Source organism: Bacteroides clarus (genome assembly GCF_015555825.1).
Classification (GTDB): domain Bacteria; phylum Bacteroidota; class Bacteroidia; order Bacteroidales; family Bacteroidaceae; genus Bacteroides; species Bacteroides clarus.
The window spans coordinates 405,957-424,341 of sequence record NZ_JADNLF010000001.1 but is presented as its reverse complement, the minus strand read 5'-3'; the positions used below and the strand labels follow the sequence as shown (position 1 = coordinate 424,341).

17 protein-coding genes are annotated in these 18,385 nt (G+C 40.7%); 6 read left to right on the top strand and 11 right to left on the bottom strand.

Annotation, left to right across the window (positions count from 1 at the left end; translation table 11 throughout):
- Positions 1-94: 94 nt before the first annotated feature.
- Complete coding sequence (locus I2F54_RS01715; RefSeq protein ID WP_009122172.1) at positions 95-361, bottom strand: HU family DNA-binding protein; 267 nt, start codon at positions 359-361, stop codon at positions 95-97.
- Between the two features lie 203 nt (positions 362-564).
- Between I2F54_RS01715 and I2F54_RS01710 the strand changes: the two genes are divergently transcribed.
- The 5 genes from I2F54_RS01710 (at position 565) to secDF (ending at position 8,464) form a co-directional block, all read left to right on the top strand.
- Entirely contained in the window at positions 565-1,248 is a 684-nt protein-coding gene (locus I2F54_RS01710; RefSeq protein ID WP_022217581.1) for a rhomboid family intramembrane serine protease, read from the top strand.
- A complete protein-coding gene (locus tag I2F54_RS01705) occupies positions 1,229-2,119 on the top strand; it encodes a rhomboid family protein (RefSeq protein ID WP_195500374.1) in 891 nt (296 codons plus the stop codon). The genes I2F54_RS01710 and I2F54_RS01705 overlap by 20 nt, the downstream gene beginning before the upstream one ends.
- Positions 2,120-2,126: 7 nt before the next feature.
- The gene (locus tag I2F54_RS01700; protein WP_195500454.1) at positions 2,127-3,227 is read left to right on the top strand and encodes an endonuclease/exonuclease/phosphatase family protein; all 1,101 of its coding nucleotides are present in this window, start codon (positions 2,127-2,129) and stop codon (positions 3,225-3,227) included.
- 57 nt (positions 3,228-3,284) lie between these two features.
- Positions 3,285-5,369, top strand: coding sequence for a M3 family metallopeptidase (locus I2F54_RS01695; protein WP_195500373.1), 2,085 nt, complete (start codon positions 3,285-3,287; stop codon positions 5,367-5,369).
- A gap of 83 nt (positions 5,370-5,452) precedes the next feature.
- Positions 5,453-8,464, top strand: coding sequence for a protein translocase subunit SecDF (secDF, locus tag I2F54_RS01690; protein ID WP_087412111.1), 3,012 nt, complete (start codon positions 5,453-5,455; stop codon positions 8,462-8,464).
- A gap of 96 nt (positions 8,465-8,560) precedes the next feature.
- Here the strand turns inward: secDF and I2F54_RS01685 are convergent, their stop codons facing one another.
- From I2F54_RS01685 to I2F54_RS01650, 9 genes are all read right to left on the bottom strand, one after another.
- Positions 8,561-9,649: a linear amide C-N hydrolase gene (locus tag I2F54_RS01685; protein WP_195500372.1), complete on the bottom strand. Its 1,089-nt coding sequence runs from the start codon at positions 9,647-9,649 to the stop codon at positions 8,561-8,563.
- A gap of 354 nt (positions 9,650-10,003) precedes the next feature.
- Positions 10,004-10,678 carry a DUF5131 family protein gene (locus I2F54_RS01680; RefSeq protein WP_195500371.1) on the bottom strand — a complete coding sequence of 225 codons (675 nt, stop codon included), beginning with the start codon at positions 10,676-10,678 and terminating at the stop codon, positions 10,004-10,006.
- 76 nt (positions 10,679-10,754) lie between these two features.
- A complete protein-coding gene (locus I2F54_RS01675) occupies positions 10,755-11,639 on the bottom strand; it encodes a hypothetical protein (RefSeq protein WP_229097111.1) in 885 nt (294 codons plus the stop codon).
- A 284-nt stretch (positions 11,640-11,923) separates the two neighbouring features.
- Entirely contained in the window at positions 11,924-12,769 is an 846-nt protein-coding gene (locus I2F54_RS01670) for a hypothetical protein (RefSeq protein ID WP_195500369.1), read from the bottom strand.
- Between the two features lie 76 nt (positions 12,770-12,845).
- Positions 12,846-13,373 (bottom strand): hypothetical protein, encoded by a 528-nt coding sequence (locus I2F54_RS01665; protein ID WP_195500368.1) that lies wholly within the window; start codon positions 13,371-13,373, stop codon positions 12,846-12,848.
- A gap of 30 nt (positions 13,374-13,403) precedes the next feature.
- Positions 13,404-13,862 carry a hypothetical protein gene (locus tag I2F54_RS01660; RefSeq protein ID WP_195500367.1) on the bottom strand — a complete coding sequence of 153 codons (459 nt, stop codon included), beginning with the start codon at positions 13,860-13,862 and terminating at the stop codon, positions 13,404-13,406.
- A 518-nt stretch (positions 13,863-14,380) separates the two neighbouring features.
- Positions 14,381-15,019, bottom strand: a complete 639-nt coding sequence (locus I2F54_RS01655; protein WP_195500366.1) for a recombinase family protein — start codon at positions 15,017-15,019, stop codon at positions 14,381-14,383.
- 83 nt (positions 15,020-15,102) lie between these two features.
- The gene (locus I2F54_RS16150; RefSeq protein WP_195658698.1) at positions 15,103-15,333 is read right to left on the bottom strand and encodes a hypothetical protein; all 231 of its coding nucleotides are present in this window, start codon (positions 15,331-15,333) and stop codon (positions 15,103-15,105) included.
- 65 nt (positions 15,334-15,398) lie between these two features.
- Complete coding sequence (locus I2F54_RS01650; RefSeq protein WP_195500365.1) at positions 15,399-16,421, bottom strand: DUF3871 family protein; 1,023 nt, start codon at positions 16,419-16,421, stop codon at positions 15,399-15,401.
- Positions 16,422-17,069: 648 nt separating this feature from the next.
- Between I2F54_RS01650 and I2F54_RS01645 the strand changes: the two genes are divergently transcribed.
- Positions 17,070-17,276 carry a hypothetical protein gene (locus I2F54_RS01645; RefSeq protein WP_118399678.1) on the top strand — a complete coding sequence of 69 codons (207 nt, stop codon included), beginning with the start codon at positions 17,070-17,072 and terminating at the stop codon, positions 17,274-17,276.
- A gap of 71 nt (positions 17,277-17,347) precedes the next feature.
- On the opposite strand, the gene I2F54_RS01640 is transcribed toward I2F54_RS01645, so the two are convergent.
- On the bottom strand, positions 17,348-17,977 hold the full coding sequence (locus I2F54_RS01640) for a MarR family transcriptional regulator (protein ID WP_195500364.1): 630 nt from the start codon (positions 17,975-17,977) through the stop codon (positions 17,348-17,350).
- Between the last annotated feature and the right edge of the window lie 408 nt (positions 17,978-18,385).

The following is an 18,385-nucleotide window of genomic DNA, read 5'->3' as shown; positions in this document are numbered from 1 at the left end:
ATTTTCTGTGTGCAAAGATACGAACTATTTTTAATTCCATAAAAAAGGAGACGTTGTATGCGTCTCCTTTTCTCAAGTTTTATTTATGATCTATTTATTCGATAGTCAATTCCGAACCTGCTTTAAATTTAGCAACTTTCTTCGCCGCAATCTGAATAGGCTTCTTTGTTGCCGGATTGATACCAACGCGTCCGGCTCTCTCCATTACAGAAAAAGTACCAAAGCCAACCAATGCTACTTTATCACCTGCCTTTAATGCTTTTGTTACTGATGCGATGAATGCATCCAATGCTCTTTTTGAATCGGCCTTTGACAAACCGGCTTCAGCTGCCATTGCGCTAATAAGTTCTGACTTATTCATAATACAAATGATTAATTAATTGTTACACAAAAGAAAAATTCCAATGCTACTTCCTACAGAAATAGAGCAAAAATTCTGAATATCAAATAAAAACATTAAAAAAGGCCGGAAAAATAGAGAAAAAAAAGGAATAGGAGTTCCTTTTTCTGTTATAGAACAGAATTAATTCGTATTTTTGCCAAATAAAGCGAAAAAAACAGATTATGAATACTATACCGACAGTAACCAAAAACCTTTTAATTATCAATGTGCTGATGTTTCTCGGCACGCTTGTAGCCCAAAGTTACGGCATCGATTTAAATAAGTACTTAGGCCTGCATTTCTTCCTTGCCGGAGATTTTAACGCAGCGCAACTGATTACTTACATGTTCATGCACGGCGGATTTACCCATTTGTTCTTCAATATGTTTGCAGTATGGATGTTCGGCCGTATACTCGAACAGGTATGGGGACCGAAGCGTTTCCTGTTCTATTACCTCGCATGCGGTATCGGCGCAGGAATTATTCAAGAGCTCGTACAGTACATTCATTACGAAACGGTACTTTCCGCATACGACAGTGTCAACACCGGATATTCCGTCATTCCCATGGAAGAATATCTCAATATGATGACTACCGTCGGAGCTTCCGGAGCCGTCTATGCCATCTTGCTGGGATTCGGTATGCTGTTCCCCAACCAGCCCTTATTCATCTTTCCGTTACCGTTCCCCATCAAAGCCAAATATTTCGTTATCGGATACGCCTTGATAGAACTGTTCTCGGGACTTGCCAACAATCCGGGCGATAATGTGGCGCACTTTGCACACTTGGGCGGTATGATATTCGGCTTCATACTAATAATGTATTGGAGAAAAAAGAACAGAGGAAATGGCTACTATTATAACTGATTTAAAAGATTCATTCCGTAGAGGAACCATCTACATACAGCTGATTTATATCAATGTGGGAGTATTCATCCTTACTACATTGACAGAAGTTATATTGCAACTTTTCAACCGGAGCCTCGGCGGAGCGTTTGAATGGCTGGAACTGCCTGCTTCACTACCCCGCTTCATAACCCAGCCTTGGTCTATCCTGACGTATATGTTTATGCACGCGGGAGTAATGCATATCCTTTTCAATATGCTTTGGCTGTACTGGTTCGGTGCTTTGTTCCTAAGTTTCTTCTCCGCGAAACATTTACGGGGCGTATATATCTTGGGCGGAATCTGTGGCGGACTGCTTTATATGGCAGCCTACAATATCTTCCCCTACTTCCGTCCGATGACGGAATACTCCTTCATGCTGGGAGCATCGGCATCCGTACTCGCTGTCGTGGCAGCTACCGCCTATCGGGAACCTAACTATCCGATACGTCTTTTCCTTTTTGGAACAATACGCTTGAAATATCTGGCATTGATTGTTATCGGAACGGACTTATTATTCATCACATCCAGTAACGCCGGCGGACACATCGCTCATTTAGGCGGAGCGTTGGCGGGGCTGTGGTTTGCAGCCAGCCTTAGCAAAGGCGCAGATATCACCGCATGGATTAACAAGTCTCTGGATGCCATCAGTTCTTTGTTCAGCTCCAAACCCCGCAAACCTAAGATGAAAGTTCACTATGGAACTGACAAACAGAAAGATTATAACTATAATGCCCGAAAAAAAGCTCAATCCGATGAAATAGACCGGATCCTCGACAAACTGAAAAAGTCCGGATATGAAAGTCTGACAACAGAAGAAAAGAAGAGCTTGTTCGATGCAAGTAAACGATAATGTACGTATGAAGCATTTCGGTAATTTTATCGCTCTCCTGATTTTAGCGATCAATGCTTTATTCACAGGCCTTTTGCTATTAGTAGCATACAGTCCTTACATCCAACCGGTAGCTCATCCGGTACAATCTTGTTTGGGGCTGACTTTTCCCATTTTTGCACTTATCAACGGCGCTTTCCTGATTTTTTGGTTGGTTATACAACGATACAAAACGGCTTTATTGCCGTTAATCGGTTTTTTATTGTGTTATTCGCAACTACGGACATATCTTCCCCTCAATTTTCATACCGCCAATCCACCCGAAGAAAGTATAAAATTCCTCTCTTACAACATCATGGGGTTCAACGGCGCCGTTAAAAAAGACGGAAAGAATCCGATACTGACATATCTGAAAGAGAGCAACGCCGACATCCTCTGCCTGCAGGAGTATGCATCCGATGAATCTCCCCGTCGCCTCACACAGAAGGATATAGAACGAGAATTAAAAGATTACCCTTACCATCGCATCAGTGTTGTAGGCAGCGGCAGCGGTTATACCAACAAGATAGCCTGCTATTCCAAATTCCCTATTCTATCCGCACGTGTTTTAAACTACCCGAGCGGTTATAATGGTTCCGTACTGTACGAACTCAAACTGAATGAAGACACGATTACCCTTATCAACAATCACTTGGAGTCCAACAAACTGACAAAAGCCGACAAAGACATTTATGAAGACATATTGAAAGCTCCCGAAAAGGAGAAAGTGAAAAGCGGCGCGCGATTGTTGGTGCATAAACTGGCAGAAGCCTCTGCTATCCGCGCTCCACAGGCAGATACCATCGCACGGGAAATTGCATCTTCCCGGTATCCGTCCGTCATCGTCTGCGGAGATTTCAATGATACCCCCATTTCGTACGCTCACCGTGTCATAGCGCAAAATCTGGATGATGTTTTCACCCAATCAGGGCGCGGACTGGGAATTTCCTACAACCAGAATAAGTTCTATTTTCGGATAGACAATATATTAATCAGCAAAAACCTACAGTCCTATAACTGTACCGTAGACCGTTCCATAAAGGAATCCGATCACTATCCGATATGGTGTTATATAGCCAAACGGCAATGAGTTTCTTTACAAAATGAAATTATTAATAAACTACTCAATATCTAATACTCTGACTTTATGTTTAAAAGAAGTATTCTAATTTTAGCTGCAAGTTGTATGATGTACTCCTGTGCTACCCAAACGGAAAGTAATCCGTTCCTCACCGAGTTTCAAACCCCGAACGGTGTTCCACCCTTTGATAAAATCAAACTGGAGCACTACGAGCCTGCATTCCTTAAAGGAATAGAAGAACAAAATACCAATATCCAGGCTATTATCGACAATACCGAAGTACCGAACTTTGAAAATGTAATCGTTGCTTTGGACAACAGTTCTCCCATACTCAACCGGGTAAGCGCCATTTTCTTCAACATGACGGATGCCGAAACCAGTGATGCCCTGAACGAACTTTCTATAAAGCTCGCTCCGGTACTGTCCGAGCATGGAGACAATATTTCGCTTAACCAAGAGTTATTCAATAAAGTAAAAGCTGTTTATCAGAAGAAAGATTCTTTAAGCCTGACAAGCGAGCAACAAAGACTTTTGGACAAAACGTATAAAGGCTTTGTACGCTCCGGTGCCAATCTTTCTGCCGAAAAGCAAGCCCGCCTACGCGAAGTAAATAAACTACTTTCTACACTGGGTATCACTTTCAGCAACAATATTCTGAATGAAAACAACGAGTTTATGCTCTTTGTAGACAAGCAAGAAGACCTTGCCGGACTTCCCGAATGGTTCTGCCAAAGCGCCGCCGAAGAAGCAAAAGCTGCCGGTCAGGAGGGTAAATGGTTGTTCACATTGCATAACGCCAGCCGTATCCCGTTCCTGCAATATTCCGCTAACCGCCCGTTACGCGAGAAGATATATAAAGCTTACATCAACCGAGGCAATAATAACGACAAAAACGACAATAAAAAAATCATTACCGACATCGTCAGCCTGCGTTTGGAAAAAGCCCGTCTGTTAGGTTTCGACTGTTACTCCAACTTCGTATTGGACAATACCATGGCTAAAAACTCGACCACAGTAATGGAATTCCTGAACAACCTGTGGGGGTATGCCCTGCCTAAAGCCAAAGCCGAAGCTGCCGAACTCCAGAAATTAATGGATAAAGAGGGTAAGGGCGAAAAACTGGAAGCCTGGGACTGGTGGTATTACACCGAAAAACTACGTAAAGAAAAATACGACCTTGAAGAAGACCAAATCAAGCCTTATTTTAAATTAGAGAACGTACGCGAGGGAGCCTTTGCCGTTGCCAACAAACTATACGGAATCACACTGACGAAACTCAACGATATCCCTGTCTATCACCCCGATGTAGAAGTATTTGAAGTAAAAGATGCAGACGGATCGCAGCTGGGTATCTTCTATGTAGACTACTTCCCGCGTCCCGGCAAAAGTGGCGGAGCATGGATGAGCAACTATCGTGAGCAAAAAGGCGGCATCCGTCCGTTAGTATGCAACGTAGCCAGCTTCACCAAACCCGTTGGTGACACCCCTTCTCTGCTCACAATGGATGAAGTGGAAACCCTTTTTCATGAATTCGGCCATGGGCTGCACGGACTGTTGACCAAATGTAACTATCTGGGCGTTTCCGGTACAAATGTAGTGCGCGACTTTGTAGAACTTCCGTCACAAATCAACGAACACTGGGCTACCGAACCCGAAGTTCTGAAAATGTACGCCAAACATTACCAAACCGGTGAAGTCATTCCCGACAATCTCATCGAAAAGATTCTGAAACAAAAAACTTTCAACCAAGGTTTCATGACCACCGAGTTGCTGGCTGCCGCCATTCTCGATATGAATCTGCATAACCTGACAGACACGAAAGACATAGATGTTGTGGCCTATGAAAAAGAAGCCATGGATAAACTCGGATTAATTTCCGAAATAGCTCCCCGCTACCGTACCACCTACTTCAATCATATCATAGGCGGTTATGCAGCAGGCTATTACAGCTATCTGTGGGCGAACGTACTGGATAATGACGCTTTTGAAGCATTCAAAGAACATGGTATTTTTGACAAGACGACCGCCAACCTTTTCCGCCATAATGTTTTGGAAAAAGGAGACAGCGAAGATCCGATGACGCTCTACAAGAATTTCAGAGGGGCAGAGCCTCAATTAGAGCCGATGTTAAAAAATCGCGGTATGAAGTAAGAATTGTGAAAAAAAAGCTATATTTGCAGCCTTATATACGATAGAAATCAATTAAAAAGTAATCATAATAAACTAAAAGTAACATGCAAAACAAAGGATTTGTAAGGGTTTTTGCGATATTGCTCACATTGGTATGTGTGTTCTATCTCTCCTTCTCTTTTGTGACTCGCCACTATACAAATAAGGCAAAAGAGTTCGCAAAAGGCGATGTGAAAGTGGAACAAGACTACCTCGATTCTCTGTCAAACGAGAAGGTGTGGTTCGGCAATTGGACGCTGAAACAATGTCGTGAAATGGAGATCAGTTTAGGTTTGGACTTGAAGGGCGGTATGAACGTCATTCTTGAAGTGTCAGTACCCGATGTTATCAAAGCATTGGCGGACAACAAGTCTGACGAAGCATTCAACCAAGCGTTGGCAACTGCCGCCAAACAGGCTACTACCAGCCAGGACGACGTTATCACGCTGTTCATCAGAGAGTATCACAAAATAGCTCCGGGCGCTTCACTCTCACAACTGTTCGCTACCCAGCAATTAAAGGACAAGGTAAACCAGAAATCTTCCGACGCAGAAGTCGAGAAAGTATTGCGCGAAGAAGTAAAGGCAGCCGTTGACAACTCATTCAACGTACTCCGTACCCGTATCGACCGTTTCGGTGTGGTTCAGCCCAACATCCAGAGTCTGGAAGACAAAATGGGACGTATCATGGTGGAGCTTCCGGGTATCAAAGAGCCGGAACGTGTAAGAAAATTGTTACAAGGTTCCGCCAATCTGGAATTCTGGGAAACATACAATGCAAAAGACGTTGCTCCGTATTTGCAATCAGCCGACGCCAAGTTGCGTGCAATTTTGGCAACTACAGAAGACGCTGAAGAAGTTACAGACAGCGTAGCAGCCGAAGCTCCTGCCGTAGCGCAAGCTACCAGTACAGCCGACAGCCTTGCCGCAGCACTGAAAGGTGAAAGCAAAGCACAAGCTGCCGATCTGGAGCAAATTAAGAAAGAACATCCGTTGCTGGCAGTTCTTCAGGTAAATCCCAGCGGCCAAGGCCCTGTTGTAGGTTATGCAAACTACAAGGATACAGCTGACATCAACAAATACCTCTCCATGCCGGAGGTTCAGGCTGAAATGCCGAAAGACCTGCGCTTGAAGTGGGGTGTTTCTCCTTATGAATACGACCCGAAAGCCCAGACTTTTGAATTGTATGCAATCAAGTCTACCGAACGTAGCGGACGCGCCCCGTTGGAAGGCGATGTAGTTGTAAACGCCAAAGACGAATACGACCACTATGGCAAACCTGCCGTAAGTATGTCCATGAATACGGATGGTGCACGACGTTGGGCGCAACTTACCAAACAAAATGTAGGTAAAGCCATCGCTATTGTATTGGACGGTTATGTGTACTCCGCACCGAACGTAAACCAGGAAATTACCGGCGGTAATTCACAAATCACCGGCCACTTCACTCCCGAACAGGCGAAAGACTTGGCGAACGTATTGAAATCAGGTAAGATGCCGGCTCCCGCCCACATCGTACAGGAAGACATCGTAGGCCCGTCTTTGGGACAAGCATCTATCAACGCCGGTATCATGTCATTCGTTGTGGCATTGATTCTGTTGATGGTTTACATGTGCATTATGTACGGTTTCATTCCGGGTATGGTCGCCAACGGCGCTCTGGTATTGAACATGTTCTTCACATTAGGTATCCTTTCATCTTTCCAAGCCGCACTGACAATGTCCGGTATTGCCGGTATGGTATTGACGCTCGGTATGGCTGTGGATGCCAACGTACTGATTTACGAACGTACCAAAGAAGAATTGCGTGCAGGTAAAGGGGTTAAAAAGGCGCTTGCCGACGGTTACTCCAACGCTTTCTCCGCAATCTTCGACTCCAACTTGACATCTATTATCACAGGTATCATCCTGTTTAACTTCGGTACCGGTCCTATCCGCGGTTTCGCCACCACATTGATTATCGGTATCTTGATTTCATTCTTTACCGCCGTGTTCATGACACGTTTGTTCTACGAACACTTCATGAGTAAAGACAAGTTACTGAACCTGACATTCTCTACAAGTATCTCTAAGAACTTGATGACCAATGTACACTTCGACTTCATGGGTAGAAACAAAATCTGGATGACACTGACAGGTGCGGCAATTGTAATCTGCATCGGTTTCCTCAGCATCCGTGGTTTGAGCCAGAGTATCGACTTCACCGGTGGACGTAACTTCAAGGTACAATTTGAAAATAAGGTAGAGCCCGAACAAGTGCGTGAACTCATCGCAAGCAAGTTTGGTGACGCTAACGTAAGCGTTATCGCTATCGGTGCAGACGGCAAAACTGTACGTATCAGTACCAACTACCGTATTGAAGAAGAAGGCAACAACATCGATTCTGAAATCGAAGCATACCTGTATGAAACGCTGAAGCCGTTGCTGACTCAGAATATCACACTGGAAACATTCATCGACCGTGAGAACCATACGGGCGGTAGTATCATCAGTTCACAGAAAGTAGGTCCGAGTATTGCGGACGATATCAAGGTATCGGCCATCTGGTCTGTCGTACTGGCATTGATTGCTATCGGCCTGTACATCTTGCTTCGTTTCCGTAATATTGCCTACTCTATCGGTTCCGTATGCGCATTGGCTTGCGACACGATTATCATTTTGGGTGCATATTCCATGTTCTGGGGTATTCTTCCGTTCTCTCTGGAAATCGACCAGACATTTATCGGCGCTATCCTGACGGCTATCGGTTACTCAATCAATGATAAGGTGGTAATCTTCGACCGTGTACGCGAATTCTTCGGTCTGTATCCGAAACGCAACAAGAAAGTACTGTTCAACGACTCACTGAACACAACTTTGGCACGTACCATCAATACTTCATTGAGTACATTGATCGTATTGCTGTGTATCTTCATCCTCGGTGGTGATTCTATTCGCAGCTTCGCATTCGCAATGATTCTGGGTGTTGTATTCGGTACATTGTCTTCTCTGTTCGTTGCATCTCCTATCGCTTACATGCTGATGAAGAACAAAAAGGGAACAGAACAAGCCGTAGCGGCCGTTGAAGAAGTAAAATGATCCTGAACTTATTCAGATTAAACATAGAAAAAGGGGCTAAGTCAATGACTTAGCCCCTTTTTCTATATACAGGCTACGCACGCCTTACATTATTATTTATTCCACTGTTATAATTTCTATCGTCTGCGACTTTACTACATCCAGCGGCTTTGCCCGGTATTGTACCTTTGAGAAATCTATTGCATGCAAGTCTATACTCCGAATAACACTGTTGTACATCGTGCGGTAGTACAGTATTCTATGCGTCATATCCGTAGCAGCCGTCCATTGGGTAGCACTCGGTATATCGGCAGGAATCTCCCCCTCCGAAAATTGTGCTCCAATCGGAATATCGAAATTATTCAGAATATGAAAGCACTGCAAGATACTTTCGAAAGCAGTAGTACGCTGAGGAGCTGTAACCTGTAAGAAAGCGGCACGGACAAAACGTGACGGTGGTGTAAAATCTCCAGGTAATCCCAGAAATCCGTTTCCTCCACCCAAAGGAGCTAATTCTATATTGCCGAATAAATGCTCGGAAGCACTACCAGGAAATAGGTTGACGTAATTATTAAGATTTGTCAGATGCCATTCAAAGCCGGGAGAATTGGTAAGCACACCCAACTTATTTTCATAGAAGCGAGGCACTCCTCCTACTATCTCAAGCACCAGCTGTCGCCCCGAAGTATCCGCAAAACGCCAATGAACAGTAGAAGCCCGAGGGTCTATGTTCGTAATGCGCACTTCGTTTACTTTCGCTTTCGCTTCATCCACAGTGCCGCACTCACCCAGTATAAAAGACACAAGCTGCAGGTCTGCAATACTTCTATTCTTTTCAGCAGAGTCATACTTTTGATATCCGCCGGAATTAGGGAAATAAAACAGTCCGGCTGAAAGTCCGGTTTCATTCAGCCCCTCGGCTATAAATTCCTTCTGTTCTACGGCAAAGCCGACATAACCGTGACGAGCCGTAAAGCGCATGCCGTTCATACCACCGTCGGGTGTATAGGACTGTTGAGTATATCCGCGCGGCACAACTACATACTGGCTATTCAAATTACTGCCCGCCCACTCTATGGTACGTGCCACAACCGTAGTTCCATCCTTACTCCTCAAAGTAATGCCCGTACAAGCATCCGCAGAAAGCGGAACCGCCAATACACCGACAAGCGCCAATAAAGTTATCGATAAAATAGTTTTTCTCATAATTTCTTTTTATAAAGAAACAATAAGGGCACGGAATATGTTCAATATCATCCCCTTAAGGAAAGTATGGAATGAAAGAAGAGTAACAAAGATAATCGGTAGTAAGAAAGATATTTTTAAAACAAAAAAGGAATATCGATCGTAACCGATATTCCTTTCGTAGCTCCGAGGGGAATCGAACCCCTATCTAAAGTTTAGGAATACCATGTTTCGCTCTGAAAAACAAAGCTTTACAAACACAGTATTTCAAATTGGTAACTATTGTCGTTTTAACTTGGAAACAAAGATACTCAATAAATCGGAAAAAGCAACTATCATGTAGATAGTTACTTTTCAGTTCTAGGTTATATCTTCTCACTTAAACCATATTCTCGCGTTTTTCTTTATCTCCACCTTTGTGAATTTTTCCAGTTCCTTCACAAGTGCTTTCACTTCATCTGCTGTTGGTTCTGGTAACTCTACTTTTCTGTTGGTATTCCGTCCTATATTGACTTGCTTCGGATTACATCGCCTTATGTACTCTACCATTTTATCCAAATCAAACTGCATCAACGGTTCTGCCGTAACATAGGTATCTATACCCGAATCCGCAATCTTTTTCATTGCCCGTACCCTTTCCTCTATCTCTGGTGAATTGCACATCACATCTGGATAAGACCTATTAGTTTCTATGGTCGTACAAACCACTGAATGGTGAAATACAGGGTGAGTTATAAAATCCAATATTCTGGAAGGATTCTTACTCTGAAACAGATATTTGTTGGCAGACTTATCGCAATAGTCCAAAACGATTTTTATCCAGTGGCTTGGTATGTCTTTTGCCCACATATCAATACTGCTTCCTACAAAAATAAAGTTCGAGCATTCAAGATAGCTGGTTAATTCAGCCGCATCCAGTCTGGGAGCTTTCAAACGGGTACACATCTTTTTCATATAACAATAGGTGCAACCATGAAAACATTTACCTTTAATAGGATTCCATGTGTGTGTCACGAACTCATACATATTGCCTTTACTCTCTTTAATCATAATATATATCATTTAATAGTTATTACTCTTGTTAGGGAAGCCAGCAGGTAATACCCACTGGCTTTTTCTCAAAGGGTTATCCTTCAAAATTACCCCATAATTCAGTCAATTTCTGATTGATAAGATTTTCCTTTGTATCTCCGCCTGTTTTACCCTTAGCTTTTTTGATATAATCTGCATCCTCTTTGCTGATACTTCTAAGGAAACGTTCCATTTTGTCAGTGAAATCGGGTTTTCCATCATCGCCAGTAGTGTTATACTTGGATATTATCCAGTCAATTAAATATCTACTTTTTATGTTTTTCTCTGTGAAATGTTCTTTTGCCGCTTCTATTAATCTTTGCCCTCTTTCCAAACCTACGGTATTCTCTAACTGTGGGAGAATAATATTGTCCATAGCGCAATTCATAACCTTTTTATCAATATTTGCAGTAAAGGTCAGCCACTTCGATGCTACGGACAAATTATATCCTTCATTTACTAAATCATTTATAGCATCCAACAAAGGCAGTTCTTTTTTCAGATTACTCATTTTTGCTCCTTTTGCATAATCTCCACCCCTCCACGGATTGGTAGAGATATTGATTTCTGATAACATCTTAGCTATTTCCAATTCTGTATTCAAAGCGTACATCAAATAGAACTCACCCCTGTATTTCGGTTCGTCCAATTTTTCATTCTCTTTTAAAAGTCTGCAATGTGCTTCATAGCGGTGGTTAGCGTCAACTAACACCAAATAATTCACTGCTTCTTCCTTTCCTACAACATTGCCTGTGACAAAATCAACGACTTCCAGCCCTTGATTTATAGCATCAGTAGCGTCTACCACTACGGCAGGCATTAGCTGTCCGTATTGTTCCAGTGACTTCATCTTAGCCTTCACAATCTTTTCATTCAAATCACGATTACCGCTTAAACGTGCAATCTTCTTACTTTCATTTTTCAATAAATCCAATGTCATAATTACATTATTTCTCATGTTCTCTGCCGCTGCCCTGCGGACTTATTTGGGTATCTGGCTCACCGATTTTTTTTATACTGCAAAGATTACCCTTTAATCGGAGAGATAACAGGAACAAAAAAACACACAAATACTGTTCCCCTACAAGAAACATCTATCAATCAATGTTTTCCATGTCGTAAAATCAGAAAACCAGACAAGAAAAAATCCTGTTTATCTGTTTATGGACTAAAATCCGATAAAAACAGACAAACAGGATTGTTCCTAATGTGGGAAATTATTCCTTAAAGATAGAATGAGTTCAGCTTCTTTATCTCTGTATCCTTATATCTCTTTAAGATAGCCTTTAGATATTCATCGCTTTCCCTCACGCTTTCATTGTTTATAATGCCAGTAAGGTACAGGGAATGGGAGATAACTATTTTTTCCTTATCCGAAAGGTTTGCCCCTTTCTTCCTTTTATCTTTCAAATGCTCCTGATGGTTAAAGGCGGAAATTATCATCTTAGAAAAATAGTAAGCCAATACGGAAACGGAATCAGAACTTTGACGGGTTAAATCCACGAAGTGCCCGCTGGATAAATCAGTCAAATCGTTATTTTCCAATCCGTCGTCACAGAATTTGGCAATACAGGCTATGGCATTATTGTTATCAATCACGATATTTTTCCTGCCTATTTTCAAAGTTAGGCTTATTGGCTCATTGAAAATAGCCCCAAGCATGCCACTGCCTGCATAATTGCTATAGATTGTGTCTACAAAGTCTCTTATGTGCTCAACTGGAAATTTGTTTATTTCAATCCCTTTCATGCAAATCCCCCAACTATAGTCATAGCAAAAGAGCAACAGATACCAGAACTTCTCACTATCCAATTCCAATGCTTGCAGATAGCCTTGCAGTTCTTTATCCTGCATATATTCCTCTACTGTGAATTTATGCCGTAATTTACGTGTATTATACCTTCCTTTAAAAATATCCGGAGCTTGCGAAACTGCCATGTAGGATTCACCTGTATCTTCATTATAGTCAAAGTCTGGTGCATACTCTTGCGCCACTGGATAGATATAATCAAGAAGGCTATATTCTTCCTCGTTATATTGAAATGAGAAATTTTCTATTGGCTTTACCATTGCTTTTTATTTGCAATGATAATAAAAAAACAGCAAATGAATTGCTTCAAATGCTGTCTTATTTGTGTAGATACTATTATTCTTTCATTCTCGTATATGTCTCTGTATAATCTCCACTCGTGTAATGTTGAGCATTAGTTGGTAAATCGGGATTAACCAATATATGGTATTTATTATGAAGTACCAATTTGTCAGCGGTCAAAGTTTCTATTATAGCATAATCATATTGACCGTCTTGTTCTTTATATACGATAGTATTTTCATTTAAAGTACCAGTTTGACCACGATATTCCTGCCAATTTGAATTATGTTCGCATTCATAATAAACTATTGAATAAGTATTATCTGTAAGTTTTTTTATAACAAGTTTTTCTCTATAAGTATTAGGATTATATGGGTCGTAAGTTTTGTCCCAAGTATCTTTTTCTCCAGCAATATTACTTGTAGAAAATTCCCAACCTGCACTACGTACAAGTCCCCAAGTTCCCTCTAAAGAACTTGTATCTATTGTATTGCTATCTTCATCATCATCATCACAAGCTACAAAGTTAACACTCATAATTATGGCAATCATTGCCATTCCGATTAATCTTAAAGTTTTCATTGTCTTTCTTTTAAGTAGTTAATTCATTTTTTATTCTATAAAATTCCAAACTTCGGCAAGTATTTCGTCAAACTCTTCAATCAAGTGCCCTGTACTAAATACTTGCTTATTTGTAGGTTTCCCAATCTCCCTAATATGTAGTTCGGGAAAGTAGTGGTTTGTTCCATCATAATAGCGATGCGAGAACGTTAGTTTGTAAAGTTCCCAGCCACCGAATATGATTTCACAAGGTTCATACTCATTGTTGAAGAAGCCAATAGTATTAAGAGAGGTGTTTTCACTTGCCTTGAACATATAACGATATGCCCCTACGGAAATAATATATCGTATACCTATCAATGGCTTTGTACCTAAAGTCCTTTCTACATAGGAACTCCTCAAATTTCCTTTGATATAAATGAAATAGTTCTCATCTATATATGAGTGTGCTTCATTATTCCACTCATGCTTTAATTCAGCAATGGTTAGTTTAAATTCATTCAAGGTCATAATGTTATGCCTTTTTGTATTCGGTAACTTTTTCTTTCACGTTCCTATAGAAAGCAGTTAGTAAATAGCTATACAGTGCGAGGAACACAGCAATAGCTGCACACCGTTTTAATAAATGGCTACATTAGAGGATAATACTGTCTGTTTCTTGGCGATATGTATTGTAGTCAGTGTTCCCTACTGGCTGTTATACAAAAAAGAAGCGTGGGAACTATCGAATATTACTATCGTGAGGCTCTCGACTGCCCAGCATAAGTAATAAACAATAGCCCACGCCAAACGATATATAGACTATCCTTGCGGGATAGGTATATAACATTGACGTGAGCGTCCTTGCTTATTATCCTTATGCCTTTGAAATTGTCGAGATTTCACGATAGGATAATATGTCAAACGCTCTTTGTTAACTATGTCCTTTCAGCCTTAACTCATTAAGTATCTGAAATTGCTGCAAAGTTACTATTTTACGTCTGATTAACAAGAACTATTGTTTATTAAAAGCGGATTACTATTGATATTTACATTCTTATAAACTGATTTTTAACCCTTTGAACCGTTGAAACGCCTATACCCTGTAATTTGGCGATATTCCTCACTGAATAGCCTTTCTTTAGTAAAGCTATCGTTTCCCTGTATTCTTCCTTTTTCCTTTCCTCTGTCTTGATACTTCCAGCCTTACGACCTAATTTCCCACCTTTGGCAATGTAGTTTGCCCTGCCACTGTTCAAACGGTATTGTATGTTTGCCCGTTCTATGTTAGCCATTTCAGCAAGTACAGTAACCATAATCGAAGCAATCGGATTTGCCTCTCCGTTTGGCTGCAATGTGTATAACCCTAAATTCTGTATATAAACGGATACCTTTGCATCATGCAGTATATCCAAAGAGCGAAGCACCTGTAACGTACTTCTTCCCAATCTTGAAAGTTCTGATAATAACAGATAGTCAACACCCTTTTCCGTACAGTATTCCAAACATTCCGCAAGAACCTGCCTTTCCTCAATCTTCTTTGCTCCGCTTATGTGTTCTTGAAATATCCGTACTATTTCTATATCCTGCAAAACGGCATACTTCTTTAAATCCTCTATCTGCCTTGTAGTGTCCTGCCTGTCATTCACAGACGAAACACGTGCATAAATTACTGCTTTTGTCTTCATATTATTCTTTGAATTAATTGATAACGGAAAGGGTCGTGTTCAAACCACCTTTTCAGATTTATTTGAACACAACTCCCTTTTGATTACATTTTGGAATACTTACTGTCTATCCATTCCCTGCGGTGGCTCTTTTCAAGGGCATCAGGGTGTCTTCCCTTTACAGGTCTGCTGTAATCTTTCATTTTTACCTTTGGCTCTCTTTCCGTCAATATCATTTTTGGAATAGAAGCTATAAGAAGAATAAGAGGCACACAGCCCGTAAAAATCGAGACAATCAAACAGAACAGCCATACAAATAATTGTTTATAAGACATAATTTTCAATATTAAACAGTCATACAAAAAGGAGAATACCCTTTAAAGAATATTCTCCCGTTCACTCAATCAATAAACCACCTGTAACGTTCGTCACCATGCAAGGCGGCATTTATTCCCGTTGCAAGTTCCGTAGCGTTATAAGCCCTATCCAAAAAGCTGTCTATATAACTGCTTTTGTTACTTCCCGTCAACAGATTATAGAATTTCCACATGGAGAGTTCACCGCCAAAACCGCCAAAATCATTATCGCTGATATATGCCTTAGCCACTGCATTAATCTGCGTATCCGTAAGTAGCATACGTGGCAACCGCTTTTGATAGCCTTGCGGCAGGCACTGGTACAAACGCATCTTACCCAATAATGTGGCGAACTGGTGTTCATTCATAAAGGTATCGCCCAAACCCTGCATCAGATGTATGTGCTTTGCGGGATTGTAGCCATGAAGCATTTCCAATACACCCCTATACAGGTCTTTGGTATTGGTTACTTCCAAATTGCTTAAATAGCCATCAGTGGAGACACACAGGTTAGTGCAGACCTTACAGGTAAAGCCTACAAACACCTTAAACCGCTCCATACCTTTTTTGCTGTACAGGTTGGTGTGATTGTAGGCACGGACACCGCCAACAGTCAAAGTAAGTTTGTTACCGTTTACCGTCTCATAAACGGTTGGTATCTCTATCACAAAGGCGCATCTTTCGTAATAAATGGTCTTGTCTGTTTCTAATAACTGATTAGCGGGCTTGTGTATTGCTTCGGGAATACGCCCTTTGATAACATGGGACACCCTTATATCGGGTATCTCAATCCTTTCACCTTGAAAGAATGTGCTTGCGGCATCCTGTACCGTCTCTATAAATGCAGGGTGTGACAAGGTGGCTTCATTGTCCTTTGCAAATACGGGAATGATACAGTCATTCTTTAAATGCTCCATGGTAACGTCAACCGTATTGGCTTCAATGAATAACGGTCTTTTCTGTTTTGCTGGTTGTTCTTCCGTTATTAAAACGGCTTCTTCCGCATATTCACCCAAATTTAACGTTCTTCTTTCCTGTGGCAGACTGCCAATTACTAAATTGTTCATAATGAATTACTTTTAAATGGTTTATAAATTGATAGAATGAAGTGGTAAACATTTCGTTTATCTTCAAATACTCTCGGGGGGCGTTAGAGATGTACTCTACTTTCGCATTCGTAGTTACCAATCGGTAAACCTGTGGATAGTCAGTCTGATATATATTCCAGCTTCAAGAAAAGAGGGCGGGGGGTGATTTATATAAGTACCTGTACTTTAGTATACGTATTTCCCTGTATTTTCAAGACTGTGGAAGAAACGGATATATTGTGTAAATCCCGTTTTTGTGTATATGCGGATTTCAAAGGATAGCCGACGTTTGTTTTTTTACCTTGTTAAAGATGTGTACCTTTGTGTATCCCCATGAAACGGACGATATTTTTCTATTCATAGTATAATCTTCCTATTTATTATTGATAGTTTTATTTGTAGTCTGACCTGTCCGTTTCACTGCTGATAAAAAATCTGCCAACTGTGTAAAAATCAATGGTGCTATATGCAATGTATTGATAGGCATTATGGACTTTACACGAAAAAAGCCGCATTTGAGTATGATTAGGCGTCTACTCCTGTGCGGCTTTTTATTATCTCTCCAAAAACTGTATCCAAATAAAAATCAGATAATCTTATCTTTTAATCACTAAATCATAACCAACTATGGACGAAACAAACATTTCCACACCCGATGCCAATATAACCATTACAGACAATACGGTGGAGCATATCATCTACAATACCCGTACTATAAAGATAGATAGGAGTAAACTCATGAAATTATATGAGAAAATAGCCAAATTGGAATTACCCTTCTACTATAAGTACAAATACAATAAAAGAAAAGCTCCTGAAAGAAGGAGCTTTTAACCGTACATTCTCATAAAGGGAAAATAGTATATCCAGCTATCTTGCAGTAGTATATAATAAGAATAAGGATATTAACAGCAAAATCCTCTGGCTATATCCTCATCCGTTAAAATTTCCGGATATACGTTTTTCAGAACAGCTATTTGCGTCTCACTCGTTATCAAGAATATATCTTTGTCAAGTAAATGAATACCTTTCTTATCTTTCTTTACATATCTGAGTTCTGTCGCTTGTCTTATGTATCTTGATATAGTGGATGTACTTAAACCTAATTCTTTCGCTAACATATTCTGGGAATACTTGCATGTATTCGTACCATTCAGACATTTGCATTTCAACAAAACGAGAAAACCTTTCAATTCTCTGGAAATAGGCTCGTCATATAGTGTATTTCCTATTAGTACATAATGTTCCGTATCTAACTCGTATTCATATCTGGAAAAAGTACCGTATTTTCCCTTAACAAGGTTACTATGTATCTTTATCAATCCCATATCTTCAAATTTGTGCAGCCACTTGCCTATCTGTTCCTCTTTGGTTATACCGTAGAAAGCTGCCAGTTTCTCCTGTCTTATATGGGATATAGCAGTATAGCAATCAGAGCATAAGGCTAAACAATAAAACAAGTAGGCTTCAAGTAAATCCAATTTTCCCGCAATTCTTTCAGTTATTCTGCGATAGGATAGTTTTGCTTCTGTCATTAGCAACAGGACTTTGATAATTGGTGAAATGAATATCTCCTTTTCTTACTAATCTCCTGTATCTGTGATTGCCAAAGAATATTTTGGCTTCTTTTTGTGTGTTGAACTGCAATCCTGTGGAAAGATGAACAATCATAAGAGTGTAGTTTTAATAACGGAATGATAAATCTGCTGTAAAATATAGCCACTGAATTTTTGCGATAGCAAAAATGAAGCAGGTAGTGTATTTATTTTCCATAGGTATTTATAAGTAGCCCACCTGGATGAAACACCCATACACCACCTGGATGAAACACTGGTGAAATTCGACTTTATAAACGGATAGTCTTCATTTTTTATGGAAGCTGTATACCTGTTCAACAGTCCATACAGTTTGGATGATAATAAACTGTGTGCACTTTCTTCCTT